The organism is Sphingomonas sp. Root241 (assembly GCF_001428865.1).
Lineage (GTDB): Bacteria > Pseudomonadota > Alphaproteobacteria > Sphingomonadales > Sphingomonadaceae > Sphingomonas.
Genome location: NZ_LMIV01000002.1, coordinates 1 through 26184, shown reverse-complemented (window position 1 = coordinate 26184; position 26184 = coordinate 1). Strand labels below are relative to the sequence as shown.

General features: G+C 67.2%; 26 protein-coding genes and 1 pseudogene. 19 read left to right on the top strand and 8 right to left on the bottom strand.

All coding sequences use genetic code 11. The features are described from left to right. From fliF to fliS, 16 genes are all read left to right on the top strand, one after another. The gene (gene fliF / locus ASE13_RS10650) at window positions 1-1644 is read left to right on the top strand and encodes a flagellar basal-body MS-ring/collar protein FliF (protein WP_056615207.1); all 1644 of its coding nucleotides are present in this window, start codon (window positions 1-3) and stop codon (window positions 1642-1644) included. Continuing rightward, entirely contained in the window at window positions 1641-2651 is a 1011-nt protein-coding gene (gene fliG, locus ASE13_RS10645) for a flagellar motor switch protein FliG (protein WP_056615204.1), read from the top strand. The genes fliF and fliG overlap by 4 nt, the downstream gene beginning before the upstream one ends. Next, on the top strand, window positions 2644-3372 hold the full coding sequence (locus ASE13_RS10640) for a FliH/SctL family protein (RefSeq protein ID WP_056615201.1): 729 nt from the start codon (window positions 2644-2646) through the stop codon (window positions 3370-3372). The genes fliG and ASE13_RS10640 overlap by 8 nt, the downstream gene beginning before the upstream one ends. After that, window positions 3366-4694, top strand: coding sequence for a FliI/YscN family ATPase (locus tag ASE13_RS10635; RefSeq protein ID WP_056615199.1), 1329 nt, complete (start codon window positions 3366-3368; stop codon window positions 4692-4694). Before ASE13_RS10640 ends, ASE13_RS10635 begins: the two co-directional genes overlap by 7 nt. A gap of 182 nt (window positions 4695-4876) precedes the next feature. Beyond that, the gene (locus ASE13_RS10630) at window positions 4877-5311 is read left to right on the top strand and encodes a hypothetical protein (protein WP_235536945.1); all 435 of its coding nucleotides are present in this window, start codon (window positions 4877-4879) and stop codon (window positions 5309-5311) included. Window positions 5312-5347: 36 nt separating this feature from the next. Continuing rightward, the gene (locus tag ASE13_RS10625; protein ID WP_162254688.1) at window positions 5348-6460 is read left to right on the top strand and encodes a flagellar hook-length control protein FliK; all 1113 of its coding nucleotides are present in this window, start codon (window positions 5348-5350) and stop codon (window positions 6458-6460) included. A gap of 17 nt (window positions 6461-6477) precedes the next feature. Then, window positions 6478-7095 carry a flagellar basal body-associated protein FliL gene (gene fliL / locus ASE13_RS10620; RefSeq protein WP_056615193.1) on the top strand — a complete coding sequence of 206 codons (618 nt, stop codon included), beginning with the start codon at window positions 6478-6480 and terminating at the stop codon, window positions 7093-7095. Window positions 7096-7101: 6 nt separating this feature from the next. After that, window positions 7102-8049 carry a FliM/FliN family flagellar motor switch protein gene (locus ASE13_RS10615; RefSeq protein WP_056615190.1) on the top strand — a complete coding sequence of 316 codons (948 nt, stop codon included), beginning with the start codon at window positions 7102-7104 and terminating at the stop codon, window positions 8047-8049. Beyond that, window positions 8046-8345, top strand: a complete 300-nt coding sequence (gene fliN, locus ASE13_RS10610; protein ID WP_056615188.1) for a flagellar motor switch protein FliN — start codon at window positions 8046-8048, stop codon at window positions 8343-8345. Before ASE13_RS10615 ends, fliN begins: the two co-directional genes overlap by 4 nt. Further along, window positions 8345-8596, top strand: coding sequence for a flagellar biosynthetic protein FliO (locus tag ASE13_RS10605; protein ID WP_235536944.1), 252 nt, complete (start codon window positions 8345-8347; stop codon window positions 8594-8596). Before fliN ends, ASE13_RS10605 begins: the two co-directional genes overlap by 1 nt. Further along, window positions 8596-9417: a flagellar type III secretion system pore protein FliP gene (gene fliP / locus ASE13_RS10600; protein ID WP_056615185.1), complete on the top strand. Its 822-nt coding sequence runs from the start codon at window positions 8596-8598 to the stop codon at window positions 9415-9417. The genes ASE13_RS10605 and fliP overlap by 1 nt, the downstream gene beginning before the upstream one ends. Window positions 9418-9421: 4 nt before the next feature. Then, window positions 9422-9691: a flagellar biosynthesis protein FliQ gene (gene fliQ, locus ASE13_RS10595; protein ID WP_056615182.1), complete on the top strand. Its 270-nt coding sequence runs from the start codon at window positions 9422-9424 to the stop codon at window positions 9689-9691. Window positions 9692-9694: 3 nt separating this feature from the next. Next, the gene (gene fliR, locus ASE13_RS10590) at window positions 9695-10465 is read left to right on the top strand and encodes a flagellar biosynthetic protein FliR (RefSeq protein ID WP_056615177.1); all 771 of its coding nucleotides are present in this window, start codon (window positions 9695-9697) and stop codon (window positions 10463-10465) included. Continuing rightward, a complete protein-coding gene (gene flhB, locus ASE13_RS10585; protein WP_056615173.1) occupies window positions 10465-11598 on the top strand; it encodes a flagellar type III secretion system protein FlhB in 1134 nt (377 codons plus the stop codon). Before fliR ends, flhB begins: the two co-directional genes overlap by 1 nt. Before the next feature lie 42 nt (window positions 11599-11640). Further along, window positions 11641-13071: a flagellar filament capping protein FliD gene (gene fliD / locus ASE13_RS10580; RefSeq protein ID WP_056615171.1), complete on the top strand. Its 1431-nt coding sequence runs from the start codon at window positions 11641-11643 to the stop codon at window positions 13069-13071. A 4-nt stretch (window positions 13072-13075) separates the two neighbouring features. Continuing rightward, window positions 13076-13474 (top strand): flagellar export chaperone FliS, encoded by a 399-nt coding sequence (gene fliS / locus ASE13_RS10575; protein ID WP_056615168.1) that lies wholly within the window; start codon window positions 13076-13078, stop codon window positions 13472-13474. A 40-nt stretch (window positions 13475-13514) separates the two neighbouring features. Here the strand turns inward: fliS and ASE13_RS10570 are convergent, their stop codons facing one another. Beyond that, window positions 13515-14438: a LysR substrate-binding domain-containing protein gene (locus ASE13_RS10570; RefSeq protein ID WP_235536943.1), complete on the bottom strand. Its 924-nt coding sequence runs from the start codon at window positions 14436-14438 to the stop codon at window positions 13515-13517. A gap of 105 nt (window positions 14439-14543) precedes the next feature. Between ASE13_RS10570 and ASE13_RS10565 the strand changes: the two genes are divergently transcribed. Beyond that, a complete protein-coding gene (locus ASE13_RS10565) occupies window positions 14544-14861 on the top strand; it encodes a UrcA family protein (RefSeq protein ID WP_056615164.1) in 318 nt (105 codons plus the stop codon). A gap of 82 nt (window positions 14862-14943) precedes the next feature. Here the strand turns inward: ASE13_RS10565 and ASE13_RS10560 are convergent, their stop codons facing one another. The 7 genes from ASE13_RS10560 to ASE13_RS10530 form a co-directional block, all read right to left on the bottom strand. Continuing rightward, window positions 14944-15615, bottom strand: a complete 672-nt coding sequence (locus tag ASE13_RS10560; protein ID WP_056615160.1) for a glutathione S-transferase family protein — start codon at window positions 15613-15615, stop codon at window positions 14944-14946. Window positions 15616-15660: 45 nt separating this feature from the next. Continuing rightward, window positions 15661-16083 carry a hypothetical protein gene (locus ASE13_RS10555; protein WP_156404852.1) on the bottom strand — a complete coding sequence of 141 codons (423 nt, stop codon included), beginning with the start codon at window positions 16081-16083 and terminating at the stop codon, window positions 15661-15663. A 69-nt stretch (window positions 16084-16152) separates the two neighbouring features. Further along, window positions 16153-20658 carry a glutamate synthase large subunit gene (gene gltB / locus ASE13_RS10550; RefSeq protein ID WP_056615154.1) on the bottom strand — a complete coding sequence of 1502 codons (4506 nt, stop codon included), beginning with the start codon at window positions 20656-20658 and terminating at the stop codon, window positions 16153-16155. Next, the gene (locus ASE13_RS10545) at window positions 20655-21311 is read right to left on the bottom strand and encodes a hypothetical protein (protein WP_156404851.1); all 657 of its coding nucleotides are present in this window, start codon (window positions 21309-21311) and stop codon (window positions 20655-20657) included. Before ASE13_RS10545 ends, gltB begins: the two co-directional genes overlap by 4 nt. Further along, complete coding sequence (locus ASE13_RS10540; RefSeq protein ID WP_056615149.1) at window positions 21308-22741, bottom strand: NAD(P)-dependent oxidoreductase; 1434 nt, start codon at window positions 22739-22741, stop codon at window positions 21308-21310. The genes ASE13_RS10545 and ASE13_RS10540 overlap by 4 nt, the downstream gene beginning before the upstream one ends. Before the next feature lie 123 nt (window positions 22742-22864). Continuing rightward, window positions 22865-23665, bottom strand: a complete 801-nt coding sequence (locus ASE13_RS10535) for an undecaprenyl-diphosphate phosphatase (RefSeq protein ID WP_056615148.1) — start codon at window positions 23663-23665, stop codon at window positions 22865-22867. A gap of 65 nt (window positions 23666-23730) precedes the next feature. Further along, window positions 23731-24669, bottom strand: a complete 939-nt coding sequence (locus tag ASE13_RS10530) for a complex I NDUFA9 subunit family protein (RefSeq protein WP_056615146.1) — start codon at window positions 24667-24669, stop codon at window positions 23731-23733. A 545-nt stretch (window positions 24670-25214) separates the two neighbouring features. Between ASE13_RS10530 and ASE13_RS20415 the strand changes: the two are divergent. Together ASE13_RS20415 and ASE13_RS10525 are read left to right on the top strand one after the other, a co-directional pair. Next, a pseudogene (locus tag ASE13_RS20415) lies at window positions 25215-25316 on the top strand (hypothetical protein); the annotation flags it as partial. An 84-nt stretch (window positions 25317-25400) separates the two neighbouring features. Next, entirely contained in the window at window positions 25401-25679 is a 279-nt protein-coding gene (locus ASE13_RS10525) for a hypothetical protein (protein ID WP_321164352.1), read from the top strand. Window positions 25680-26184: the final 505 nt, after the last annotated feature.

Below are 26184 nucleotides of genomic sequence, written 5' to 3'. Positions count from 1 at the left end.
ATGAGCAACGCACTCACACCCACCGACGCCGCCGGCACCCCGGCGCGCGCCCCGCTCCAGCAGCTCACCGGCCTGCTCGGCCAGCCTGCGGTCAGGCGCAGCCTGCCGTTCGTTTTCCTCGTCGGGCTCGTCCTCGCCGGCTTCCTCGCCTGGTCGATGGTCGCGACCTCGCCGCAGCGCATCCTGTTCGCCAATGTCAGCGATGCCGACAAGGCGGCGATCTCGTCTGCGCTCGAAGGCGCCAGCATCGCGAACAACATCGATGGGTCGGGATCGATCACCGTCGCAGAGGACGATTACCACAAGGCGCGGATGCTGCTCGCCAGCCAGGGCCTGCCCAAGGCGGCGCCCGGCGGCTACGCCATCCTCGACAACCTGCCGATGGGCGTCAGCCGCGCGGTGGAAGGCGAGCGCATGCGCCAAGCGCGCGAGACCGAGCTCGCCCGCTCGATCCAGGAGATCGACGCGATCGCCGAGGCGCGCGTCCATCTCGCCACGCCCGAGGCCTCCGCCTTCGTCCGCGATCGGGCCGCGCCCTCGGCCAGCGTCATCGTCAAGCTCCAGCCCGGCCGCGCGCTCGGCGAGCCGCAGATCCGCGCGATCGTCAACCTGGTCGCCTCGTCGGTGCCGGGCATGCAGCCCGATGCGGTGACGATCGTCGACCAGATGGGCGCATTGCTCTCCAAATCCGGGGGCAAGGACGGCACCGCCGGCGACACCCGCATCGATTTCCAGCGCCGCGTCGAAGACAAATATCGCGAGCAGCTGGCGCAATTGCTGACTCCGATGGTCGGCGCCGGCAACTTCACTGCCGAGGTCCAGGCCGATGTCGATCTCGACGAAAGCCAGGCCACGCGCGAAAGCTATGACAAGCAGGGCCAGGTGATGCGCGCCGAGCAGGGCGCATGGACCGGCACGTCGAAGGACGGCCAGACCCCCGGCGGCATCCCCGGCGCGCTCTCGAACACGCCGCCGCCGGTCAGCACTTTGGTCGCGCCCAATGCAGGCGGTGCCGCCGCCGCAACGGCAACCGCTACGCCTGCCACGCCGCCCCAGGGCAAGCAGAGCGACAGCTTCACCCGCACCTACGAGACCGGCAAGGAAATCTCGGTCACCCGCGCGGTGCCCGGCAATGTCCGCCGCCTCTCGGTCGCGGTGCTGCTCCGCGAGGAGCCGGGCAAGCCGCGCGGCATCGCCGAGATCAACCAGATCAACGAGCTGGTCCGCGCCACCGTCGGCTACAATGCCCAGCGCCAGGACCAGGTCACCGTGGTCAGCCGCAAGTTCAGCATCGCGGCCGATGCCGGCAAGACCGGTCCGGCCTGGTACGAGGCCGAATGGGTGCCGATGGCCGCGCGCAACGCGACCGCCCTGGTGATCGCCCTGCTGGTCCTCTTGCTCGGCGTGCGCCCGCTCGCCAAGGCCCTGCTCAAGAAGCGCGACGACGCCACGCAGCGCCCCGCGCTGCCGATCGGCAGCCCCGACAGCCAGGGCCCACCCGTCCCGAGCGTGTCGATCGACATGCTCGAGGATCGCGGCAACAGCTATGACGATCGCGTCGGGCTGGTCCGCGGCTTCACGCGGGAAAATCCGGCGCGTGCCGCGCTCGCCGTCCGCGACATGATCAAGGCGGACGCCCGATGAACGCGCTGCGCAGCTTCAACGGCGTCGAGCGCGCCGCGGTCCTGATGATGCTGGTCGGCGAAGAGGAGGCCGCGGCCATCCTCCAGAAGCTCGATCCCGACGAGGTCCGCGATCTCGGCCGGGCGATGTTCACCGTCGCCGATGTCAGCGAGGCCGAGGTCGAGCAGGTGCTCGACGATTTCGTGTTCAAGGCGCGCGGCCGTTCCTCGATCGTCTTCGATCCCCGGCCGCAGGTCGAGGGGATGATGACGCGTGCGCTCGGCGCCGATCGCGCCGAAGGCGTGCTCGCCCGGATCGTGCCCGTCGAGGCGACGGCCCGGCTCGAACAGCTCCAATGGTTCGAGCCCGAGGAGATCGCGTCGATGATCGCCGAGGAGCATCCGCAGATCGCCGCGGTATTGCTCGCGCAGCTCGATCCCGAAGTCGCAGCCCAGGTCTTCGAGCATCTGCCGCCGGACGCGCAGCCGCAGATACTGCGCCGCGTCGCCAAATTGGGGCCCGTACCCCCCGAGGCGATCGAGACCTTGAAGGCGATGCTCGCCAATCGTGCGAGCGGCGCGCGCAAATCGATCGGGCTCCAGCTCGGCGGCACGCGCGAGGCGGCGAAGATCCTGTCGGGCGCCCGGAAGATCACCGAGCAGCGCGTCATGCCCAAGCTCGCCAAGATCGACCGCGAAGTCGCCAAGGCGATCGAGGAGGCGATGTTCGTCTTCGACAATCTGCTCGAGCTCGACGACAAGAATCTCTCGACCCTCATCCGCAGCATCGATGCCGACGTGCTGGTCAAATCGCTCAAGGGCGTCGAGGAGGATGTCCGCAATCGCTTCCTCGGCTGCATGTCGAGCCGCGCCGCCGACGGTATTCGCGACGAGATGGAAGCGCGCGGGCCGATGAAGCTCGCCGACGTGCTCGACGCGCAGAAGGTGATGATCGCCATCGCGCGCGGCCTCGTGAAGGACGGCACGCTGCAGATGCCGGGCAAGGGCGGCGACGACGATTATGTCTGATTTCGCCCCGGGCTTTTCCGGCCGCATCCAGGCCGCCGCGAATGTGCTCCAGCGCGCGTTCGGCGAAGGCGCGGCGTTCGCCGCCGCCGATGTCGGCAGCATCGGCCGCCGCGGGTTCGAGGAACCGGCGCCGGTCTCGCCGCGCCATTTCTCGCCCGCCGATCCGGGGGTGAACCCCACCGAAGGCTGGGATCCGTTCACTGCCGAAGTGCCGCCCGCGCCCACCGCCTTCATCGATCCGATCGCCGCCGCGCACGAGGCGGGCTTCGCCGAGGGCCGCGCCGCCGCGCTCGCCGAAATCGAGGAGGCGCACGCCCGCGAGGCCGCCTTGCTCGACCAGGTCTCGACCGCGCTCGCCGCCGGAGCGCATTTCGATCGCGAGCGCATGGCGGGGCATCTCCGCCAGACCGTGCTCCATCTCGTCCAGCGGATGATCGGCGATGCCGGCATCGCGCCCGACATCCTCGCCGCGCGGATCACCGCTGCGGTCGACTTACTCGCCGACGGTGCCGAATCGGCGCTGCTGCGGCTGCATCCCGACGATGTGCCGCTCGTCCAGGGCAAGCTTCCGGCGACGATCTTCCCGGTCGGCGATCCGCACGTGACGCGCGGCAGCTTCGTGATCGAGAGCGCCTCGACGATCGTCGAGGATGGTCCCGACATCTGGATCGAGCAGCTCGCGCAGGCGATCGACCGCGTTCCGATCCCGCCCGCATGCTGAACAAGTTCACCGACGATTATCTGGACGGGCTGGGCTGCCGCGACTTCGCGCCGCGGCCCAAGGTCTCGGGACGGCTCTCCTCCTATGACGGGCTGCTGATGGAGGCGGTCGGCCTCTCGCTGCCCGTCGGCACCGTCTGCGCGGTCGGCGACGGGGCCAGCCGGATCGAAGCCGAAGTGATCGGCTTCCGGGCCGGCCGGACCTTGATGATGAATTTGGGCGGCCCCGCCGCCCTGCTTCCCAACGCACCCGTGCGTCCGATCGGCCCTCCGGGCGAGGCCGAAGTCGGCGCCGCCCTGCTCGGCCGCGTCGTCGACGGCGCCGGCAAGCCGATCGACGGGCTCGGACCCGTTCGGGGGCCAGGCAAATGGCCGCTTGCCGGCAAGCTCCAGTCGCCGCTCGATCGCGGCAGGGTTCTCGAACCGATGGACGTCGGCGTCCGCGCGATCAACGGGCTGCTCACCATCGGCCAGGGCCAGCGCGTCGGCATCATGGCGGGATCCGGCGTCGGCAAATCGGTGCTGCTCGGCATGATCGTCCGTGCGGCGCAGGCCGATGTCGTCGTGGTCGGACTGATCGGCGAGCGTTCGCGCGAAGTCGCCGATTTCCTCGAGACCAAGGTGTTCGGCACCGCCCGCGCGCGTTCGGTGGTGGTGGCGGTCCCCGCCAATCACTCGCCGGTGCTGCGCATCCGCGGCGCGCTGCGCGCCACTGCGATTGCCGAGAGCTTCCGCGCCGAGGGCAAGAAGGTCCTGTTGATCATGGATTCGCTCACGCGCGTGGCGCATGCCGGCCGCGAGATCGGTCTCGCGCTCGGCGAGCCGGCCAGCGCGCGCGGATACCCGCCGAGCGCCATCGCGATGCTGCCCAGCCTGATCGAACGCGCGGGCACCTGCGTCTCGTCGGGCGGATCGATCACGGCGATCTACACCGTGCTCGCCGACGGCGACGACGGCAACGACCCGGTGGTCGACAGCGCGCGCTCGATCCTCGACGGCCATATCGTGCTCAGCCGCGCATTGGCGGAACGCGGCGTCTATCCGGCGATCGATCTCGGTCCCTCGGTGAGCCGCGTGATGACCGACATCGCGGACAAGGATCACATCCACGCCGCGCGCGTACTGCGCCGGCATCTCGCCACCTATGAGGAGAACCGCGATCTCGTGCTGATGGGCGCCTATCGCCCCGGCGCGGATCCCGAGATCGACGCGGCGATCGCCTGCCATCCGGCGGTGATGGAATATATCCGCCAGGGCGCGGACGAAGTCGTGACCCTGCCCGACGCGATCGCCGAGCTGACCGGCGTGTTCGGCGATGCGTAGGCCGTATCGATATTCAACTCTTCCCCCTCCCTGCAAGGGAGGGGTCAGGGGTGGGTGGCACCGGCTGGGGCTCGATGCCCCGGCCGGTGTCCTTTGCTGTCACGCCAGAGATTCTTTGGGCGCGCAGACGCGCGCACCCACCCCCTGCCCCTCCCTAGGAGGGAGGGGAGCCAGTTTGCTGAATGTCGATGCCTAGGACGGCGAAGAAGCTCGAACGGCTTCTGCGTGTCCGCACGCTCCAGCTCGATCAGGTCCGCGCCGCCGAAGTGCATGCGCGCAGCAAGGTCGATCAGGAAGAGACGCTCCGCGAGCGCATCGCGGCGCTCGCCGCCAATGTCGCGCCCGTCGCGACGCCGGCTCCGACTTTCGCCACCTCGCTGATCGCCGCCGCGCATTATCGCGACCGGCTCCACCAATCGGCGCACGCCGCCGAGCGGCGCATCGTCGTCGCCCAGCAGGGGCTCGAAAATGCCCGTGCCGCTACCCGCGAGGCGCATCGCGATCAGAGCGCGATCGAGAAATTGATCGAGCGCGAAGACGTCAAGGCCGCGCTCAAGGCGCTGCGCGACCTCGAGGCGCTGCCGGCCAACTCCAGAAAACGGCACGATATTTGCTGAAGTGCCCGGTGAACGTTTCACCGGGGGTCTTTGCAGTTGATCCAGCTTTCGTCACTTCCCGCCGCGATCCCGCACGGGCCCGTGCGCGCGGCCGCGCCTGCACAAGGCGCAGCCGGCAGCTTCGCGCTGCCCGGTGGGGATGCGGCTGCCGCCGAAGCCGGCGAGATCCTCGTGCCCGGCCGGCAAATCCTTGCCGCCCCCGGCAAGACCCGGCCGGAACGCGATCCCGATCCCGGGGCCGAAGGCGAGGAAGCGGCACCCGACGCCGAGGATATCGCATTCGCGTGGTTCGCGCTTCCCATCGCGCCGCCGGCGGCGCCGGCCACGCCGCTCGGCATCGCTCCACCTCCTGTCGCTATCGGCCTGGACGGAGCGGCTGAGCAGGGCGAAGCGCTTCCGGCGCCATCGCTGCTCATCCCCGGAAACGGCACCGGCACCGAAACCGCCCAGCTCGAACTCGACGCAGCCCGGGCCCCCGAGCTTCGGCCCGAGCTCGCCCAGCCCGACACTGCCGAGCCCGTCAAGCTCCGGGTCGCCGTGCCGGTCGCGCAGCCGGCGCAGGTGGAAGCACCGGCCCTCACTTCGGCACCCCAGCTCGCGGCCGCGCTCTTCGCCGCCGCTGCTACCGGCGCCGCGCCGACCGAGACGCACCGGACGCTGATCCAGGATCTGCTGCCTGCCGGCGCACCGGTCGCGCTAGGCGATATCGTCCGGCCGCACGCGATCGCCGCTGCCGCCGATGTCCAGCAAAGCGCGCTCGACATGCGCCGCCAGGAATGGATGGGGCAGATGGTCGACCGGCTCGAGGCGATGCGCGATGCCTCGCCGTCGCGCGAAACGCGCCTCAGCCTGTCGCCCGAGGCGCTCGGCAAGGTCGACGTATCGATCCGCCAGGACGGCGATCGCATCCATGTCCATTTCGCCACCGAGACGCCGGCCGCGCGCCAGCTCCTCACCGAGGCGCAGCCGCGCCTCTCCGAACTGGCCGAGGCTCGCGGCGTCAAGCTCGGCCAGACCAGCGTCGACGGCGGCGGGGCGGGACAGGGCTCGGCCCGCCACGCCCAGCAAGTCCCGATGCCGCAATCGCCCGCGCCGCGCGCGGCGGAGGCGGCGGAAGCCACCGATCCCACCAATAAACGCATCGCCTGAGATCAACGGAGACCATCATGGCCGATACACCTGACGCAATTCCTGCGCCCAAGAAGAAGAGGGGCGGCAAGCTTCTCCTCCTCGTCGGCATCCCCATCGCGCTGCTCGGCACCGGCGGCGGTGCCGCTGTCTATGGCATGCAGGCCGGCTGGTTCAGCGTGAAGCCCGCCGACGCGCATGACGACGCGCCAAGGCTCGTTCCCAAGAGCGAGGAGAAGCGTGCGGGTGCCGGCGGCGAGGGCGGCCATGGCGAGAGCAATGAAGGCGGCTCCGCCGGCCACGGCAAGCCGACGCCCAAGGGCGAAGGCGGCGACAAATATGCCTCGACCTATTATCCGCTCGAAAAGGAGTTCACCTCGAACCTCCAGGACAGCGTCCATTTCGTCCAGGTCGGCATCGCCGTCTCGACGCCCTATGACGAGCGCGTCGTCGAGAACATCAAGACGCACGAGATCGCGATCCGCTCGCAGGTGCTGATGGCGCTGGGCGAGACCACCGAGGAAGAAGTCTTCACCGCGCAGGGCAAGCGCCAGATCCAGGACCGGCTGGCGAAGGCGATCAACGGCGTGCTGAAGGAAAAGGAAGGTTTCGGCGGCGTAAGTAACGTCTACTTTACCAATTTCATCGTTCAGTGAACGGGCATGGTTAACGCCCCTTCAGACATCGGCACGGCCGAACGGCGGGAACGCCCCCGGGCCAGCGCGGAGCACGCGCCGGTGCTGGGATCGTCGAACCTCAACCCGTTCGGCGATCTGGTCACGCTGCAGCATCTGTGCGCGCGGCTCGCCAAGTCGCTGAAGCCGGTGTTCGACGGGATGTGCCGTGCCGAGATGCGCGTCTGGGCCGAACCGCTCGCGGTGCAGCGCTGGGCGGACTATCGCACCGAGCGCGGCCATGGCCTCACTGCGTGGCAGCCGCTGGCGATGGGCAGTTCGCGCGCGCACGTGCATCTGGCGATCGACGCGAAGCAGTTGCTCGAGATGCTCGACGCGTTCTTCGGCGGGGACGGCGAAGCGCCCAATCCCTTGCCAGTCGAATTCACGCCGGCCGCCGAGACGCTGGCGGTGCGCCTCGCCGCTGCGGTCGCCGCGCCGCTCGAGGCCGCCTGGGAGCCGCTGACTCGCGTGGCCTTCCGCGCGGTCGAGGGCGGTAGCCTTGCCGCGCTCCCCGAATTCGCCGGCGACGATCCCGTCATCGTCACGCGCTTCGGCATGGCGCTGGGCGAGCGCAAGCCCGCCTTCGTCGATATCCTCTACCCCGTCGCGGCATTGAAGCCGCACGGCGCCGCGCTCGCGGTGAAGGTTCACGGCATCCCAGCCGAGGTCGAGCCCGAGTGGCGCAGCGGCCTCACCCGGGCGGTCATGGGCGTCAAATTCCCGATCCGCTCGGTGCTCGCCGAGCCGGTGGTCTCCTTGGGCCGCCTGCTCGAGCTGCAGGCCGGCGACGTGATCCCGATCGATTTCGGCGCCGAGGTCCCGGTGATGGTGGCGTCGCGCCGCCTCGGCACTGGTCTCGTCGGCACCGCCAACGGCCGCGCCGCGGTCCGGCTCACCCAATTCGAACCGCTCACCGAAGAGGACTTCCGATGAACGACATGACCGGCGGATTCGCAGTCGAAACCGCGCTCGCGACCAATTTCCGGCTGCTCCAGGACGTCGACGTCAAGCTGACCGTGGAGATCGGTTCGACTTCCCTGTCCCTGCGCGAACTGCTCGCGCTCGGCGAGGAGAGCGTGATCGAGCTCGACCGCGACGCCAACGAATTGCTCGACATCTTCGTCAACGGCACGCTGATCGGCCGCGGCGAAGTCGTCACCGTCGGCGAGAAGTTCGGCGTGCGGATGACCGAATTGGTCAGCCCCGAGAAGCGGACCGCCCGCGCATGATGTGGTCGTACATCCTCAAGCTGGTGATCCTGCTGCCGCTGGTCTGCGGTCTGCTGATCGGCTGCCTCTATGCGTGGCGCAAGCTCGAGGCGCGGCTGCCCAAGAACCAGGGCACGCGGATGGTGCAGGTCAAGGAGACGATGATGCTCGCGCCGGGCCTGCGCCTCGCGGTGGTGGAGTTCGAGGGGCAGAAGCTGCTCGTCTCGGTCAGCCGCAGCGGCGTCACGCTCGTGGACAAGGCGGCAAGCTGATGCTCGCACGGCTTTCGGCTCCCCGCTCGGTAGGCGGGCGCGCGGCGCTGTTCGTCGGGCTGCTCGCTTTCTTCATCCTCTTCACCGCGCCGGCGTTCGCCCAGGGCGTGCCGGCGCCGGCACCCGTCGCCACGCCCGGCGTGGGGGACGCAGTCGATCGCGCATTGGGCGATCTCGGCGGCGGCGGCGCGCCGCTCAGCCTGTCGCTGCAGGTCCTCATCATCATGGGCCTGCTCACGGTGCTGCCGGGCATCCTGCTGATGATGACCAGCTTCACCCGGATCATCATCGTGCTGTCGGTGCTGCGCCAGGCGCTCGGCCTCCAGCAGACGCCGCCCAACCAGGTGCTGATCGGCCTGTCGCTGTTCCTGAGCTTCTTCATCATGTCGCCGGTGATCAACCAGGCGAACACGACTGCGATCCAGCCTTATGCGCGCGGCGAGATCAGTGCGACGCAGATGATCGCCGGCACCGGCGACGCGCTCCACGGCTTCATGATCAAGCAGACCCGCAACCGCGACGTGAAGATGTTCGCCGACATGGCGAAGAGCGGCCCCTATGCCAAGCCGTCCGACGTGCCCTTCTCGGTGCTGCTCCCGGCGTTCGTCACCAGCGAGCTCAAGACGGCATTCCAGATCGGCTTCCTCATTTTCCTGCCCTTCATCGTCATCGACCTCGTCGTCGCCACGGTGCTGATGAGCCTCGGCATGATGATGATGTCGCCGACGATCATCTCCTTGCCGTTCAAGCTGCTGCTGTTCGTGCTGGTAGACGGCTGGGCGCTGACGATGGGCAGCCTCGCCGCCAGCTTCGGGACCTAGCCGCATGGACGCGGACTACTTCCTCACCGTCGCGCGCGAGGCGATGTGGGTCCTCGCGCTCGCCTCGGCGCCGATCCTGCTGCCGGCTTTGCTCTCGGGCCTGATCCTCGGCATGGTGCAGGCGGCGACCTCGATCCAGGAACAGACGCTCACCTTCGTCCCCAAGCTGATCGTCGTGGCGGTGAGCCTGGTGATCTTCGGCGGCATGATCCTCGGCCTGCTCGGTGACTTCACCACGAGCATCTTCGAGCGCATTCCCGATCTGGTGAAATAGGCAATGATGGGCTTCGGCCTCTCGATCGAGCCGCAGCTCTGGACCTTGCTGTTCGCGATGGTGCGGATCGGCGCGGCGTTCGTCGCCGCCCCCGTGTTCAGCGCGATCGCGATTCCGCTGCCGGCGCGCATCGCGCTGACCGGCGCGATCGGCATATTGGTGATCAACACCACCCACATCACGCCACCCGCCGAGATCTTCTCGCTCACCACGATGCTCGCGGTCGCCGCGGAGGCGCTGATCGGCCTCGCGATCGGCTTCGTGCTCCAGATCGCCTTCTCGGCGCCGCTGATCGCCAGCGAAGTGATCGGCATGTCGATGGGGCTCGGCTTCGCCAATGCCGTCGACCCGACCAGCGGCCATTCGACTCCGGCGCTCGGCCAGTTCCTCTCGCTGCTGCTGACCTTGCTCTTCCTCGCGGTCGACGGGCATCTAGTCCTGGTCGACCTCGTCGTGCGCAGCTATGAAGCGATGCCTCCCGGCGCATGGATCGCGCCCGAGCGGCTGCTGAGCATCGCCCTGTTCGGCGGCTACGCCTTTCTCGCCGGGCTGCTGCTCGCACTTCCCGTCGGCTTTCTTTTGCTGTGCCTCAACGTCGTCGTCGGGATGCTCAGCCGCGCCGCGCCCGCGCTCAACCTGTTCGCGGTCGGCCTGCCTGCCAGCCTTGCGATGGGCGTGGTAGCGATCCTTCTCGCCCTCCCTGCGATGGGCGATTACCTCCTCGTCATCGTCCGCGAGGCGCTCGACGCCGCGCCCCGGCTGGTGCTCGGCTGATGGAGAGCTTCGGCGAAAAGACGGAAGCCCCGACACCGAAGCGCAAGCGCAAGGCGGCAGAGGAAGGCCAGCTTCTCAAATCCAGGGATTTCGGCACTGCGATCGTGATCCTGGCCGGCTGCGCATGGATGGCGTTGCTCGGCCCCTCGCTGATCGGCGCATGCAAGGAAGTGATGACCGCGAGTTTCTCGTTCGGGCGCGGCGATGTCGAGAATTTCGAGCCGTGGCGGCCGCTGGCATCGGCGGGATGGAAGCTCGCCCCGTCGCTCGCGGGGCTGTTCGCGCTCACCGTGATCGCCGCGATCCTCAGCCAGGCCGGGCTCGGCTCGATCGGCTGGAACAACAAATTGTTCGCGCCCAAGGGTTCGCGGATCAATCCGGCCTCGGGGCTCAAGCGGATGTTCGGCCCGACCGGCTGGATCGAGATGGGCAAGTCCTTGCTCAAGGTCGGCCTGCTCGGCGCGATGGGCTATTGGATGCTGCGTTCGATCACGCATCGCTCGCTCGGGCTGGTCTCGTCGGACCTGCACGGTGCCGTCGGATCGCTGAGCGGCCAGTTCCTCACCTTGATGTTCGTCATGGCCGGTGGACTGCTGATCATCGCCGGCGTCGACCTGCCGATCCAGATGGTCCGCCACTTCCGCCAGCTCCGCATGACCAAGCAGGAGGTCAGGGAAGAGCATAAGGAAACCGAGGGCTCGCCCGAATTGAAGGCCCAGCAGCGCGCACGCCAGCGCGAGATCCTCAAGGGTGGCTACCGGAAAGCGGTCGCCACCGCGCATGTGGTGCTCACCAACCCGACGCACTTCTCGGTCGCCTTGCGCTATGATTCGGGCAAGGACCAGGTGCCGGTGGTCGTCGCCAAGGGCCGCGGCCAGACCGCGCTCGCGATCCGCGAACTCGCCGGCGAATTCGAAGTGCCGGTGCTCGAATATCCGCAGCTTGCCCGCGCCGTTTATTACACCAGCCGCGAAGGGCAGGAGGTTCGTGACGACCTCTATCTCGCCATCGCGACGGTTCTCGCCTTCGTGTTCGGGGTCAACCAGCGGGCGGGCGGCGGCCAGCCGCCGGTCACCGTGCCCGCCGGCGCCCTGTTCGACGAGAATGGCGAGAAAATGGAGCGTCCGGCCTAAAGCGCGCGCCTGCGCGGCCGCTTATTGGGACAGGGGGAAACGATGGCCATCGAATCGATTGCGAAGACTCTGGGCACCGGATCGGGCATCGACATCACGTCGCTGGTCGGCCAACTCGTCGATGCCTCCTTCGCCAACAAGAACGCTTCGCTGACCGCGAAAAGCGAGAAGCTGACCGCGCAGATATCGAAGGTCAGCGAAGTGCGGAGCGGGATCAGCGATTTCGCGAATGCGCTCTCGCAGCTTACCACGAGCGGCACGCTTGCCACCCAACCCAGCAGCGCGAACACCGGCATCGTCAGGGTGACCCGGCTTCCCGGCGCGACGCTCGCCGGGTTGAACGCCAGCATCGAAGTCCGCCAGCTCGCCCAGGGCCAGGTCGCCAGCACCGCCGCCTTCGCCGACGGTGCCGCTAGCGTGATCGGCACCGGCACGCTGACCCTCACCTTAGGCACCGCCACGGTCGCCGACGGCGCGATGACCGACTTCACCGCGGGGACCGGCGCTCCGATCACGATCACGATCGATGCCGCGCACGACACGCTTCAGGGCGTCGCCGACGCCATCAATGCCGCGAAGCCCGGCATCACCGCATCGGTGATCACCGACGGCAACGGCGCGCGGCTGGTGGTCAAGAGCGCCACCGGTGCCTCGCAGGCGTTCGAGCTTTCGGGCAGCGGCGCTCTGGCGAGCCTGGATATCGGCCGCGACGCGAGCGGTTCGACGATCAACGCGGCAGCCCAGAATGCGCTCGTCTCGCTCGACGGCGTCGACGTCACCTATCCGACCAACAACATCTCGAACCTGATCCCGGGCGTGCGGCTCGATCTCGTCGCCGCTTCGGTGGGCACCAAGGTGGCCATCGGCTCGACGCGGCCCACCACCGAGCTGGGCGAGGCGGTCGCCAATTTCGTCGAGACCTACAACCAGATATACAAGATGGTGAAGGCTGCTGTGGACCCGATTTCGGGCGAGCTGCGGGGCGATCCGGCGGCGAAGGAGCTGCTGCGCCAGCTCAAGGGACTGTCGCTCACCATCCTGCTGCCCGGCGCCACCGACGATGTCCCGGGCAAGCTCGCGGACATCGGTGTCGCCACGCAGCGCGACGGCACACTGCGAGTCGATTCGGCGCGGCTCTCGAAGGTGTTGAACACCTATCCCGATCAGCTCGAGGCGATGTTCGCCGGCGGCGCCGGCCTCACCACGGCGCTCTCCAAAATCGCCGAAACTGCCATCGGCAAGGCTTCGGACTCGCGTTTCGGCCGGCCCACCGGCCTCGCCGCAAGCCTGGCGCTCTATGACGACGCGCAAGAAGACGTCGCCGACGACAAAGCGGACGCACTCGCCGCGGCGGAGACCATGCGCGCGCGGATGACCCAGCAATTTGCGGCGATGGATTCGAAGGTGGCGGCGTACAAATCGACGCAGAGCTTCCTCACCCAGCAGATCGCGGCGTGGAATTCGGACGATTGATGCGATGACCCGCTACGCGACCGCGCTTGCCAATCCTGCCGCCACCTATCGCCAGATCGACCTGACCGGCCGCACGACGGGCGCGGACCCGCACCGTCTCGTCGGCCTGCTCTACGAGGAAGGCGTCGCCGCGCTGCGCGCCGCCGCCTGCGCTGCCGAGGGGCGGCAGGTCCAGATCAAGAGCGAGCGCGTCTCGCGCGCCACGGCCATCCTGTTCGCGCTGGAGGCGGGACTCGATTTCGACAAGGGCGGCGAAGTCTCGCGGACCCTGGCGACCTTCTATCACGGCATTCGCCAGCAGGTCATCCATGCCAGCCTCGGCAGCGATCCCGCTCCCTTCCGCGAAGCCGCGGCCAGCCTCGAGGAAATCGGCACCGCCTGGGCGAGCGTCCGCGCTTCCTAATGTAGGCGCATGAATCCCAAGCGTTCGAAAGGTTGGCAGCCTAAAGCGACGGTAACGGCGTCAATAGGGTCATATCGTCTCCAGCCGCCTCTCTGACAGCCGCGAGCAGCCAATCGCGCAGCGCCCGGATCTTCGCCAGCGACCGCTTATGCTCGGGATAAACCAGCCAATAGGCGTTCCTGTAGGTGGCGACATGCGGGAACGGCTGGACCAGCAGTCCTGCGTCGATCGCCGACCTGAACATGGGCGGGGAGAGGATCCCGACGCCGTGGCCGGCAATGGCGGCATGCCCGTCGAGCACTTGCGATTCGAACCGGATTGCCGGGCCGGATCGCTGCTGCGCTTCCGGCCCGGGAAGTGACTCAAACCACAGATCCCACCAATCGTCTTCCGGCGAGAGGCGCGGGACCGAGAACAGATCCTCCGGCGTCGACAGCTTGTGGGACGCGAGGAAGGATGGGCTGACCAGCGGCGTCACGGGCATCCGCATCAGAAAATGCGATACCAGACCCGGCGTGGGGCAGGGCATGCCCCGGATCGCCGCGTCGAACTCGCTCGAGGCGAGATCGATCAGCTGGTCGGATACATCCAGCCTGACGGTCAGGTCGGGCCGGGCGGCGTGAAAGGTGCCGAGCCGGCCGGCAAGCCAGTTGGTGGCGAACGTGCGCGGCGCGGTGATCGAGAGGATCGTGTCGCTCTCGGTGCGCGCGATCGCGAAAGCTTCCTGCAGCGTATGGAAGGCGGCGGTGACCTGCGGGGCGATCCTGCGGCCCAGCTCGGTGAGCGTCATCCCGCGGCCATGGCGAACGAACAACGTGGCGCCCAGCCGCTCCTCGAGCACCTTCATCTGATAGCTTACCGCCGCTTGCGTCATCGCGAGCTCGTCCGCCGCCCGGCTGAAATTCTCGTGACGTGCGGCGGCCTCGAAGACGCGAACGGCAGCGAGCGGAGGCAAGGTAGGCATGCGCATGATATAAGCACAATTTATATCTGTAGCCCAGCGATTTGCTGGTCCCGCTTACCGGAGCGGCGCATCTGGAAGCCCTCGGAACGAAGAGGAGCAATCGAGATGAAGATTTTCAAAATGGCCCTGACCGTGTTGGCGCTGTTGCCGGTCGCGGCGCATGCGCAGGAGGCGAAGCCGGTGGTTCGCGTCGTTCATGCCGACCTGAACCTGCAGACGAAGGCGGGCATCAAGACGCTCGATCGCCGTCTTGCAGGGGCGATCCGGTCGGTCTGTCTTGCGTCCGAGGCCACGGTCGACACGGGGCGTCAGTTCGCCGCGCGGCGCTGCGTCATCAAAAAGACCGCTGAAGTCGCGGCGCTGCGCAACCAGGCCGTCGCCGCGCAGGCCAGCCGCGCGCAAATGGCCGGAGGCGGCCGCTGACAGGTACGAGGCGCGTCGAGGGTGATGGGGATCTGCAAATGCAGTTTATATCGCAGATCGCCTCCTCTCGACGCGTTCGGGCCTACACGTCCAGCTTCTCGTAATCCGCGGGCGGCGGAATCCCCTCCATCCGTTCGGACAGCAGCGGCCGGAAGCTCGGGCGGCTCTTCATGCCGACATACCAGCGCTTGGCCTGATCGTGGCTCTTCCAGTCGATCCCGCCGAGATAGTCGGCGATCGAGATCTGCGCCGCGGCGGCGAGATCGGCGAGGCTCATCGTCGGGCCCGCGAGCCAGGTGCGATGGTCGAGCAGGTAATCGATATAATCGAGGTGCGCGACCGCCGCCTTCATCGCCTCGCGCAGCGCCTTGGCATCGGGGGCGGTTTTGTGGACCACGCGCTTGATCATCCGTTCGTGGAGCAAGGGCGCGGTGATGTCGCCGTAGAAATGGTCGTCGAACCAGATCACCAGCCGGCGGATCTCGGCACGATCGGTAGCGGTGCCGTTGATCATCGCGTTCTTGCTGACCGTCTCCTCGAAGAACTCGCAGATCACGGTCGAATCGATCAAGGTCACGCCGCGCTCGGTATCGACCATCACCGGCACCTGGCCGGTGGGATTCAGGTCGAGGAACTCGTCGCGCCGCAGCCAGGGCGATTCGCGCACCGGCTCATAGCCGATGCCCTTCTCGCCGAGCAGCAGCCGGACCTTGCGGGAAAACGGACAGAGCGGGAATTGCAGGAGTTGCCACATGCAACTCGTATCTAGCGTGGACGCGCGGCGCGTCCAGCGGATGCGTCAATTATCGTCGCTATAGGCCTCGGCCATGCTCGCGAGCGGCGCCAGCGCCGCGCGCAGCCGGTTGGCGGTGCGTGCCAGTTCGCCGCTCATCGCCAGCGCATCGCTGGACACCGCGCCCACGGTGCCGACCGCGCGGCGCGTCCGGTCGTGGAGCTTGGTTTCGAAATGCGGGTCCCTGCGGCGTTCGACGTCGCGCAGCGTATCCGAGGGCCGGATATCCTCGTCCGGATCGGCATAGCGCGCCAGCGGCCCGACCCTGGTGTCGAGCACGATGCCCGCCAGCGCGCTCATCGCCATCGCGACGCCTTCCTGCACCATCGGATCGTTCAGCCGGCGCACGGCATCGGTCTCGGCGCGCGATTGCGCGGCGGCGGGGACGGCAAGGGCGCACAGAATAGCGGCAACGGGGACGAGACGCATGACATTCTCCCGAGTCGTCAGGATGACCATCATATATGCGTTCCGATGCCTTAGCCTAGGCTGAACCGATCACTCGGCCGCCACGGCCTCCACTGCATCGTCGAGCGGGTGCGAAAGCCGGGTGAGCATTTCCTTCGGCACGACTTGCCAGAAAAGCCCGATCACGCGGTCCCAGTCCTCGAGGATACCCTGCGACCATTTGCTGTCGGTCGAGTCGGCATGTGCCTCCACGAGCCCGCGCAGCTTCGCTTCCCAATGCGCCGAGGCGAGGCGCTGCCAGACGATGCTTTCGGGATTGGCGCGGGCGGCGAAGCTGCCATCTGCGTCATAGACGAAGGCCATGCCGCCGGTCATGCCGGCGCCGAAGTTCATGCCGACCTTGCCGAGCACCACCGCGGTGCCGCCGGTCATGTATTCGCAGCCATTGGCGCCGCAGCCCTCGACCACCACTTCGGCGCCCGAATTGCGCACCGCGAAGCGCTCGCCGGCCTGTCCGGCGGCGAACAGACGGCCTGAAGTCGCGCCGTAGAGCACGGTGTTGCCGATGATCGTGTTGTCCTGGCTGGCGAGCGGCGAGCTCACCATCGGGCGCACCACGATGACGCCGCCCGACAGGCCCTTGCCGACATAGTCGTTGGCATCGCCGAACACTTCGAGCGTGATGCCCTTGCACAGGAACGCGCCGAGCGATTGGCCCGCCGAGCCGCGCAGCCGCACCTGGACGTGGTTGTCGGCGAGCGTCGACATGCCGAATTTGCGCGTGACCTCGGAGGAGAGCCGCGTGCCCACCGCGCGGTGCGTGTTGCGCACCGAATAGGTCAGCTGCATCTTCTCGCCGCGCGAGAACACTGCCGCTGCGTCGCGGATCATCTGCGCGTCGAGGCTGTCGGGAACCTCGTTGCGGAAGGTGGCGAGGCTGAAGCGCCGGTTGGAATCGTCGGCATCGACCTTGGCGAGGATCGGGTTGAGGTCGAGATCGTCGAGATGCTCGGCGCCGCGGCTGACCTGGCGGAGCAATTCGGTGCGCCCGATGATCTCGTCGAGGCTCTTGAAGCCCAATTTGGCGAGGATCTCACGCACTTCCTCGGCGATGAAGGTCATCAGATTGATGACCTTTTCGGGCGTGCCGACGAATTTCGCGCGCAGCCGTTCGTCCTGCGTGCAGACGCCGACCGGGCAGGTGTTCGAATGGCACTGGCGCACCATGATGCAGCCCATCGCCACGAGGCTCAGCGTGCCGATGCCGAATTCCTCGGCGCCGAGGATTGCGGCGATGACGATGTCGCGCCCCGTCTTGAGCCCGCCATCGGTGCGCAGCGTCACCCGGCCACGCAGGCCGTTGAGGGTGAGCGTCTGGTTGACTTCGGTCAGGCCCATTTCCCACGGCGTGCCGGCATACTTCACCGAAGTCTGCGGGCTGGCGCCGGTGCCGCCGACATGGCCGGCGACGAGGATCACGTCGGCATGCGCTTTGGCGACGCCCGCCGCGACGGTGCCGATGCCTGCCGAGCTGACCAGTTTGACGCAGACCCGCGCGCGCGGGTTGATCATCTTGAGGTCGTAGATGAGCTGCGCGAGGTCCTCGATCGAATAGATGTCGTGGTGCGGGGGCGGACTGATCAGCGTCACCCCCGGCGTCGCATGGCGCAGCTTGGCGATGAACTCGGTCACCTTGAAGCCGGGCAACTGGCCGCCCTCGCCGGGCTTGGCGCCCTGGGCCACCTTGATCTCGATCTCGTCGCAGGCGTTGAGATATTCGGCGGTGACCCCGAAGCGGCCCGAGGCGATCTGCTTGATCACCGAATTGGCGTTGTCGCCATTCTCATAGGGCTTGTAGCGCAGCCTGTCCTCGCCGCCCTCGCCCGACACCGCCTTGGCGCCGATCCGGTTCATCGCGATCGCCAGCGTCTCATGCGCCTCGGGGCTGAGTGCGCCGAGCGACATGCCCGGCGTCACGAAGCGCTTGCGGATTTCGGTGATCGCCTCGACCTGGTCGATCGCCACGCCTTCGTTCGGGAAATTGAACTCGAGCAGATCGCGCAGATAGACCGGCGGCATGTCGCGCACCCCGCGCGCGAATTGCAGATAGCTCGAATAGCTGTCGGTCGACACCGCGGTCTGCAGCAGGTGCATCAGCTGCGCCGAATAGGCATGCGTCTCGCCGCCGTGGCGCTGGCGATAGAAGCCGCCGATCGGCAATGCCGCAACCGCGCGGTCGAACGCCGCCTCGTGGCGCATGATCGCGCTGAGATGGAGCGAGGCATAGCCTTCGCCCGAGATCTTGGCCGGCATGCCGGGGAACAGATCGTTGACCAGCGCACGGCTGAGACCGACCGCTTCGAAATTATAGCCGCCGCGGTAGGACGAGATCACTGCGATGCCCATCTTCGACAGGATCTTGAGCAGCCCCTCGTCGATCGCCTTGCGGTGGCGCTCGAGGCATTCGGCGAGGCTGAGGTCGCCGAACAGACCGCGTGCCTGCCGATCGGCGATCGATGCCTCGGCCAGATAGGCGTTCACCGTCGTCGCGCCGACGCCGATCAGCACCGCATAATAATGCGTGTCGAGGCATTCGGCGGAGCGCACGTTGACCGACGCATAAGAGCGCAGTCCGCGACGCACGAGATGGGTGTGGACAGCGGCCGCAGCGAGCACGCCCGCGATCGCGACCTTGTCGACGCCGAGATGCTCGTCGGTCAGGAACAATTCGGTGCAGCCAGCGCGGACAGCCTGCTCGGCCTCGTAGCGGATGCGCTTGATCGCCTCGCGCAATGCCTCGGGACCGCCCTTGGCGTCGAAGGTGCAGTCGATCTCGGCGGACTGCGCCCCGAAATGCGCGCGCAGGCGATGCCAGTCGGCATTGGTCAGCACCGGGCTCTCGAGCACCAGCACGCGTCCGGGCGCGCCTTCGGGATCGAGGATGTTCGCCAGGTTCCCGAAGCGCGTGCGCAGCGTCATCACCTGGCGCTCGCGCAGCGAATCGATCGGCGGGTTGGTGACCTGGCTGAAATTCTGCCGGAAGAACTGGCTGATCAGCCGCGGCTTGTCCGAGATCACCGCGAGCGGCGTGTCGTCGCCCATCGACCCGATGGCTTCCTTGGCGGTTTCGACCATCGGGGCGAGGATCAGCTCCATGTCCTCGAGCGTCTGTCCTGCCGCGACCTGGCGGCGCGTCAGTTCGGCGCGATCGTAATGGCCGGGCTGGTCGGCGGGCGCGGGCAGGTCGTCGATGGTGATGAACTCGCCGATCATCGCGGCATAATTGGCTTCGCCGGCGATGCGGTCCTTGATCGCGGCGTCATCGAACAGCACGCCCTTGTCCAGATCGACCGCGATCATCTGCCCCGGACCCATCCGTCCCTTGGCGACGACGCTCGATTCGGAGATTTGGACCATGCCCGTCTCCGAGCCGACAATAAGGAGGCCGTCCGAAGTCTGGGTGTAGCGCAAGGGACGCAGCGCATTCCGGTCCACGCCCGCCACGGCCCAACGGCCGTCGGTCATCGCCAGCGCGGCAGGGCCATCCCACGGCTCCATCACGCTCGCCAGATATTTGTACATCGCCAGATGGCTCTCCGGCGTGTCGTCGTCCCACGCCTCGGGCACCAGCATCAGCTTGGCGGTGGGGGCGTCGCGGCCCGAACGGCAGATCGCCTCGAACACCGCGTCCAGCGCGGCGGTGTCCGATGCGCCCGCCGGGATCACCGGCTTGATGTCCTCGCTCTGCTCGCCGAACGCGATGCTCGCCATCTTGATCTCGTGGCTGAGCATCCAGTTCTTGTTGCCGCGGATCGTGTTGATCTCGCCATTGTGCGCGAGACAACGGAACGGCTGGGCCAGCCACCATTGCGGGAAGGTGTTGGTCGAATAACGCTGGTGGAAGATCGCAACCCGGCTGGTGAAGCGCTCGTCCTTGAGGTCGGGATAGAATTCGCTGAGGCTCTCGGCGAGGAACAGCCCCTTGTAGATGATCGAGCGCGTCGACAGCGAGCAGATGTAGAATCCGCTGATCTGCGCGGCGATCACGCGCTTCTCGATCCGGCGGCGGACCAGATAGAGGTTCTTCTCGAATTCGGCGGCGTCGACCGCATCGGGCATCGGACCCGCGATCATGATCTGCTCGATCTCGGGGCGCGTCGCCTGCGCCTTCATCCCGATGACCGAAACGTCGACCGGCACCTGGCGCCAGCCATAGATGGTGTAGCCGGCCTCGATGACTTCCGATTCGACGATCGTGCGGCAGCTTTCCTGCGCGCCCAGATCGGTGCGCGGCAGGAAGATCATGCCGACGGCGAGCCGGTTCGGCATCACCCGATGCCCGCCCGCTGCGATCGCGTCGTCGAAGAAGCGCACCGGCAGGTCGACATGGATACCGGCGCCATCACCGGTCTTGCCGTCGGCATCCACGGCGCCGCGGTGCCACACCGCCTTCAGCGCATCGATCGCCGACTGGACGACGCGGCGCGACGGCTGACCGTCGGTCGCGGCGACCATGCCCACGCCGCAGGCATCGCCTTCGAACTCGGGACGGTACATGCCCTCGCGGGCGAGGCGGGTGCGTTCGCTATCGGTCATTGGCTGGTCTCGGGCTTGGTCGGCGGCGGCAGGTGCGCGGTCTCTTTCTCGATGCGCTTCATGACGGCGGGCATCACGCGCATCATCTCGGGCGCGGCAGCGGACATTTCCTGCACCATCTCGGGATCCATGAAGGTCAGCAGATAGTCTTGCGCGAAGGCGGCGCCCGTCGGCGTCGCGAAGAACGCGTCCATTTCGCCGAGCTGCTGAAGCGTGAAGCGGCGCGCGAAGGATTTGCCCAGCGCGACGCGGACGCGCGGTTCGAGCTTGTCCATTACCTTGCCCATTTCGTCGCTGATCACGCGCGTCATGATCGTCATGCGCTCGCGAAAGGCGGGGTCGCGCTCGGCGGCGATCTGCTCGAGCGTCTTGCCCCTGGTGTCCTCCTCGCCGAGCTCGGTGGGGGTCAGCCCGCTCATCTGGCCGATCATCGCATCCATCATCTGCGGAAAGGCGTCGCGCATCATGCGCAAATAGACGCCCTGCGGCACCAGCTTCGCGACGACTTTCCCCGCTACTGCGAGCCGCGCCGGATCGGCCGGCGCCGTTTGCAGAGCAGCCGGCGGGACAGTCTGCCCCGCCGCAGCGCCGGGCAGCGCCAGCGCAAGCGCCAGAGCGATCGTCGATCCTTGTGCCCTCACGATGCCCGTCATGCGGCAACCCTCGCCTTCGCCCGCATCCACGCATGCATGTGCGCCGCCACGTCGCGGCCGTCGCGGATCGCCCAGACGACGAGGCTCGCGCCGCGCACGATGTCGCCCGCCGCGAACACGCCGTCGAGGCTGGTCATCATGGTCCTGCCGTCGGTGCGCAGCGTGCCCCAGCGCGTTACGCCCAGCCCTTCCGAACCGAACAGCCTGGGCAGATCCTCGGCTTCGAAGCCAAGTGCCTTGATCACGAGGTCTGCGTTGAGCTGGAACGCGCCGCCGGGATCGACTTCGGGCGCGCGCCGGCCGGACGCGTCGGGTGCACCCAGCCGCATCTTCGACGCGCGCACGCCGGTCACCTTGTCGGTGCCATCGAACGCCTCGGGCCCGGAGAGCCAGACGAACTCGACGCCTTCCTCCTCGGCATTGGCGACTTCGCGCTGCGAGCCGGGCATGTTGGCGCGATCGCGGCGATACAGGCACTTCACCGATGCCGCGCCCTGGCGGATCGCGGTGCGGACGCAGTCCATCGCGGTGTCGCCGCCGCCGATCACGACGACGTTCTTGCCCACGGCATTCAGGCTGCCATCGTCGAATGCGGGCACGACGTCGCCGAAGCCCTTGCGGTTCGAGGCAGTCAGATAATCGAGTGCCTCGACCACGCCCGCAGCGCCGACTCCGGGCGCCTTGATCGCGCGGGCCTTGTAGACGCCGGTGGCGATCAGCAGCGTGTCGTGGCGCGCCCGCAGTTCTTCGAGCGTGGCTTCGCGGCCGACCTCGAAGCCGGTGTGGAACGTGATTCCCGCCTCTTCGAGTCGGGCGACGCGGCGCATGACGATGTGCTTCTCGAGCTTGAAGCCGGGAATGCCATAGGTCAGCAGCCCGCCGGCGCGGTCGTGCCGGTCATAGACGTGCACGTCATAGCCCATCTCGCGCAGATATTCGGCGGCGCTGAGACCCGCCGGCCCTGCGCCGATGACTCCCACGGATTGGCCGCGTGCCGGGCCGACGCGGACGGGCTCGACCCATCCTTCGTCCCATGCCTTGTCGGTGATGAACTTCTCGACAGATCCGATCGTCACTGCGCCGTGGCCGGAGAATTCAATCACGCAATTGCCTTCGCACAACCGGTCCTGCGGACAGATGCGACCGCAGATCTCTGGCATGGTCGAAGTCGAATTGGAGAGCTCGTACGCCTCGCGCAGCCGCCCTTCCGCCGTCAGCCGCAGCCAATCGGGGATGTGATTGTGCAGGGGGCAATGCACCGAGCAATAAGGGACGCCGCATTGCGAGCAGCGCCCGGCCTGCGCCTTTGCGTCGGGCACGGCATAGCGATCCGCGATCTCCCGGAAATCCTCCGCGCGGAGTTCAGCCTCGCGCTTGGCCGGATACTCCTGCCCTCGCGCCACGAATTTGAGCATCGCATCGTCTGCCATGCGAGCCCCTTATTCCAAGGGCGCGTGACATAAAAGGCAGTAACACTGCCCTATTTATCGATTCATCTGGTGGAAAGCTCAATTTGCAACATTATTGCGCAGAAATAAAGGGCCGATGCGGTCCTACCGCATTCCCAGCCACACCAATGCTGCTGCCCCGGCGACGATTCGGTACCAGGCAAAAGGCGCAAAACCGTGCTTGGTGACGATCGCGAGGAACGCCTTCACCACCGCAAGCGCCACCACGAAGGAAACGACAAAGCCCACTGCGATCAGCCCCAGGCTGTCGGCGGTGATCGCATCCCGGTGCTTGTAGAGCTGCAATACCGTCGCTCCGGTCAAGGTCGGCAAGGCGAGGAAGAAACTGAAGTCGGCGGCGGTGCGGCGGTCGATGCCGAGTGCCATCGCCCCCATGATGGTCGCACCCGAACGGCTGACGCCGGGGATCATGGCGAGGCATTGCACGAGGCCGATCTTGATCGACTGCATGGTGGAGACTCCCGAGATGCCGAACACGTTCTCGGTCCGGGCGAGCTTTTCGATCACGAGAATTGCCACGCCTCCGGCAATCAGCGCCCAGGCGACGACCACGGCATTCTCGAGCAGCGCATCGATCTGATCGCCGAAAGCCAGGCCGAGGACCACCGCGGGAACGAAGGCGATGAGCAGGTTACGCACGAAGGCGACCGAGGCCGCCTCCCAGCGCAGCAGGCCCTTGAACACCGCAAGGAAGGTCCGCCAATAGAGCACTACGATCGCCAGGATCGCGCCGGGCTGGATGGCGATGTTGAACACCGCCCATTGCGCGGCATCATAGCCCATCAGCTCGCTCGCGAGGATCAGATGGCCGGTCGACGATACCGGCAGGAATTCGGTGACGCCCTCGACGATGCCGAGCAGGATCGCGACGAGAAGTTCGGTCATAAGGGAGAGGCCTCTCGTTCACGCGGCAGCCGGCCCCGTGCCGGCGGCCTTTATCGGGCAGGATTTCAGGCGGCTTCGCCCAACTGGCCGAATCGGCCATGGCGGCGGAAACGAACCAGCCAGTTCGGCGCGACGGCGGCCAAAGGCGTCGGCGTCAGGCCGAACTTCCCGAACCCGCCGGCGCCGGCCGAAACGACATTGTCACGCTGGAGCATGCGCCACTGATCCAGCGTGATCGGCGCGCCCGGCAGCGCACCGAACAAAGCGACGAGGCCACCCAATGCATCGGGCAACTCCATGAAATGCGCGTCGCGTCCGATCGCACCGGCGATCCAGCGATGGAGCTCGGCCATGGTCACTATGTCGGGACCGCCCAGTTCGTAGATATGACCGCCATGCGCGGCGGGATGTGCCAAAGCCTTCACCACCGCCTGCGCGACATCGGCGACATAGGCCGGCTGGAACTTCACCGTGGGTCGCAGCACCGGCACGACCGGCGCGTTCGCGATCAGCCCGGCAAAGCGGTTCACGAATGCGTCCTCGCGGCCGAACAGGAGCGACGGCCGCAGGATCGTCGCGGACGGAAACGCATCGCGCACCGCACGCTCGCCCTCGGCCTTGGTGCGGCCATAAGCGGAAGGCGATTCGGTGTCGGCACCCAGCGCGGAGAGTTGGACCAGCGCCTCGACCCCGCCGCGCCGCGCCGCTTCGGCGACATTACGGGCGCCGTCGACATGCACCGCGCGCATCTTCGCGCCGAATGTGCCCGCCAGATTGACGACGAAATCGGACCCCTCGATCGCGCGGGCGACCGAACCGGGCGCCGTAACGTCCGCCGCGGCGAACTGGGTCTGGCCGAGCCCGCCGAGCGGCTTCAGGAACCAGGCATCGCGCGGCCGCTTCTGCGCGACACGAACCCGCGCGCCGGCGCGATAAAGTTCCTGCGCGACATAGCGGCCCAGAAATCCGCCGCCGCCGATCAGCGTTACCAGCCTGTCCTTCATGCCTGCCTCTCGAGCCTCGTAGCGAGCTGCCCCCATGCCGCGTGACTACGAAAACGGCAACCCGCCTCAATTCAGGGCTCGTGCATCCGAAGTCGGTGCTCCGCCTGCGAAGGCAGAAGCGTGCCGCGGACGATTGCTGTCATTGCAAACGCGTATCGAGATCCCGTCGGCATTTTCTTGGACGAACGTTCGACGCTCGCGCATTCGATCCCGATTAGCGTCCGCCCGACTCATGCCGGGATTTCCCGCGGCAAGTCGGAAACAGCGCCCCGCGGGGTGCCGTTCGTGATGGAGACCAAGCTGCCATGTTCGCATTTCCCTCGCCGGCACGCGCCGATCCGACGTCGGAGTGCAACGACGGGCCCGCGCCCATGTGGGACGAATTCCTCTGCCACGGGGGACAGGAGCACTGCGACGGACAGGACAGCACGGCCAGCGGGGACAATAGCATCGCGATCGGGTAAAGCAGCGCCGCCGCCGTTTTCAGCCCCGCATTGGGAGCGCAATAGCACCGCGACGGGCCGGCGACCGAAGCGAGCGGTGAGAGCAGCACCGCAATCGGCCAGCAGGCGCGCGCCCTGCATGCAGGCAGCATCGCGCTGGGCCAAGGGTCGGTGACCAACCGCGACAACGGCGTTTCCCTTGGTAGCGGCGGCGCCGAGCGTCAGCTGATCAATGTTGCCGCCGGCACGGCGGCGGCCGATGCGGTCATTTTGAATCAGCTCGACGCGGTGTCGACCGCTGCCGGGGCGACCGCCAACACCGCACTGGCGAATGGGGCCTATTTCCGCGCCAACAACAGCGCGCCAGGCTCGCGGGCGACCGGCACCGATGCCGTTGCCATCGGCCCGTCCAATGTTGCCGGACGCAACCGTTCGGTCGCATTGGGTGCGGGTGCCCGGGCGATCAATGGCCAGGCCGTGTCGATCGGCGCGGGCAATGTCGCCTCCGGCAACGGCGCGGTTGCGATCGGCGATCCGAACATCCCATATGATTCTCAACCGCCGTAAAGCCCGCGATGCTCAGGGCGGAACCCCGGAGGCGCGGAGGGCGCGCGCGGCCGGCGACGCCGGACCGCGTGCGGTATTGTACCACAATCGGTGTCCGCTGGAATTCAGGAGTCGTGCCTTGCCGGGAATGGGCCTGATCAACCGAAGGGCTGGCGCGTACGCGAGAGAGCGGCTGCGGCGTCCTGAATCGACGGATCGAGTGATTTTACGTCCTTTTTTTGATTCGATGGGTTGACGGGTGGGGACGCCCCCCATAGATGAGCGCTCCCGGCACGATGCGAAAGCGTCGCCGGCTTTCACGGTGGTCTTCGGCCGACGCGAAAAAATCATACTCACTGGTTTCCTGGCGGACTGTTCTGCAGTCTGCCATGCGCCTTTGAGTAGCGCCTCACTTTCGGGTGCGGCGTCGCTCTTTGACATAGTGATTGAGATGAAGGGACATGTGGGCGGCGGCTCCGGTTTCTGGCGGCTTCAAGGCGTCGGAGGATCGGTTAAAGCTAAGCTG

Bases quoted from the DNA above. Each gene is read 5' to 3' on its own strand.
- fliF (WP_056615207.1), top strand. From the start codon at position 1: ATGAGCAACGCACTCACACCCACCGACGCCGCCGGCACCCCGGCGCGC.
- fliG (WP_056615204.1), top strand. From the start codon at position 1,641: ATGAACGCGCTGCGCAGCTTCAACGGCGTCGAGCGCGCCGCGGTCCTG.
- ASE13_RS10640 (WP_056615201.1), top strand. From the start codon at position 2,644: ATGTCTGATTTCGCCCCGGGCTTTTCCGGCCGCATCCAGGCCGCCGCG.
- ASE13_RS10635 (WP_056615199.1), top strand. From the start codon at position 3,366: ATGCTGAACAAGTTCACCGACGATTATCTGGACGGGCTGGGCTGCCGC.
- ASE13_RS10630 (WP_235536945.1), top strand. From the start codon at position 4,877: ATGTCGATGCCTAGGACGGCGAAGAAGCTCGAACGGCTTCTGCGTGTC.
- fliL (WP_056615193.1), top strand. From the start codon at position 6,478: ATGGCCGATACACCTGACGCAATTCCTGCGCCCAAGAAGAAGAGGGGC.
- ASE13_RS10615 (WP_056615190.1), top strand. From the start codon at position 7,102: ATGGTTAACGCCCCTTCAGACATCGGCACGGCCGAACGGCGGGAACGC.
- fliN (WP_056615188.1), top strand. From the start codon at position 8,046: ATGAACGACATGACCGGCGGATTCGCAGTCGAAACCGCGCTCGCGACC.
- ASE13_RS10605 (WP_235536944.1), top strand. From the start codon at position 8,345: ATGTGGTCGTACATCCTCAAGCTGGTGATCCTGCTGCCGCTGGTCTGC.
- fliP (WP_056615185.1), top strand. From the start codon at position 8,596: ATGCTCGCACGGCTTTCGGCTCCCCGCTCGGTAGGCGGGCGCGCGGCG.
- fliQ (WP_056615182.1), top strand. From the start codon at position 9,422: ATGGACGCGGACTACTTCCTCACCGTCGCGCGCGAGGCGATGTGGGTC.
- fliR (WP_056615177.1), top strand. From the start codon at position 9,695: ATGATGGGCTTCGGCCTCTCGATCGAGCCGCAGCTCTGGACCTTGCTG.
- flhB (WP_056615173.1), top strand. From the start codon at position 10,465: ATGGAGAGCTTCGGCGAAAAGACGGAAGCCCCGACACCGAAGCGCAAG.
- fliD (WP_056615171.1), top strand. From the start codon at position 11,641: ATGGCCATCGAATCGATTGCGAAGACTCTGGGCACCGGATCGGGCATC.
- fliS (WP_056615168.1), top strand. From the start codon at position 13,076: ATGACCCGCTACGCGACCGCGCTTGCCAATCCTGCCGCCACCTATCGC.
- ASE13_RS10570 (WP_235536943.1), bottom strand. From the start codon at position 14,438: ATGCCTACCTTGCCTCCGCTCGCTGCCGTTCGCGTCTTCGAGGCCGCC.
- ASE13_RS10565 (WP_056615164.1), top strand. From the start codon at position 14,544: ATGAAGATTTTCAAAATGGCCCTGACCGTGTTGGCGCTGTTGCCGGTC.
- ASE13_RS10560 (WP_056615160.1), bottom strand. From the start codon at position 15,615: ATGTGGCAACTCCTGCAATTCCCGCTCTGTCCGTTTTCCCGCAAGGTC.
- ASE13_RS10555 (WP_156404852.1), bottom strand. From the start codon at position 16,083: ATGCGTCTCGTCCCCGTTGCCGCTATTCTGTGCGCCCTTGCCGTCCCC.
- gltB (WP_056615154.1), bottom strand. From the start codon at position 20,658: ATGACCGATAGCGAACGCACCCGCCTCGCCCGCGAGGGCATGTACCGT.
- ASE13_RS10545 (WP_156404851.1), bottom strand. From the start codon at position 21,311: ATGACGGGCATCGTGAGGGCACAAGGATCGACGATCGCTCTGGCGCTT.
- ASE13_RS10540 (WP_056615149.1), bottom strand. From the start codon at position 22,741: ATGGCAGACGATGCGATGCTCAAATTCGTGGCGCGAGGGCAGGAGTAT.
- ASE13_RS10535 (WP_056615148.1), bottom strand. From the start codon at position 23,665: ATGACCGAACTTCTCGTCGCGATCCTGCTCGGCATCGTCGAGGGCGTC.
- ASE13_RS10530 (WP_056615146.1), bottom strand. From the start codon at position 24,669: ATGAAGGACAGGCTGGTAACGCTGATCGGCGGCGGCGGATTTCTGGGC.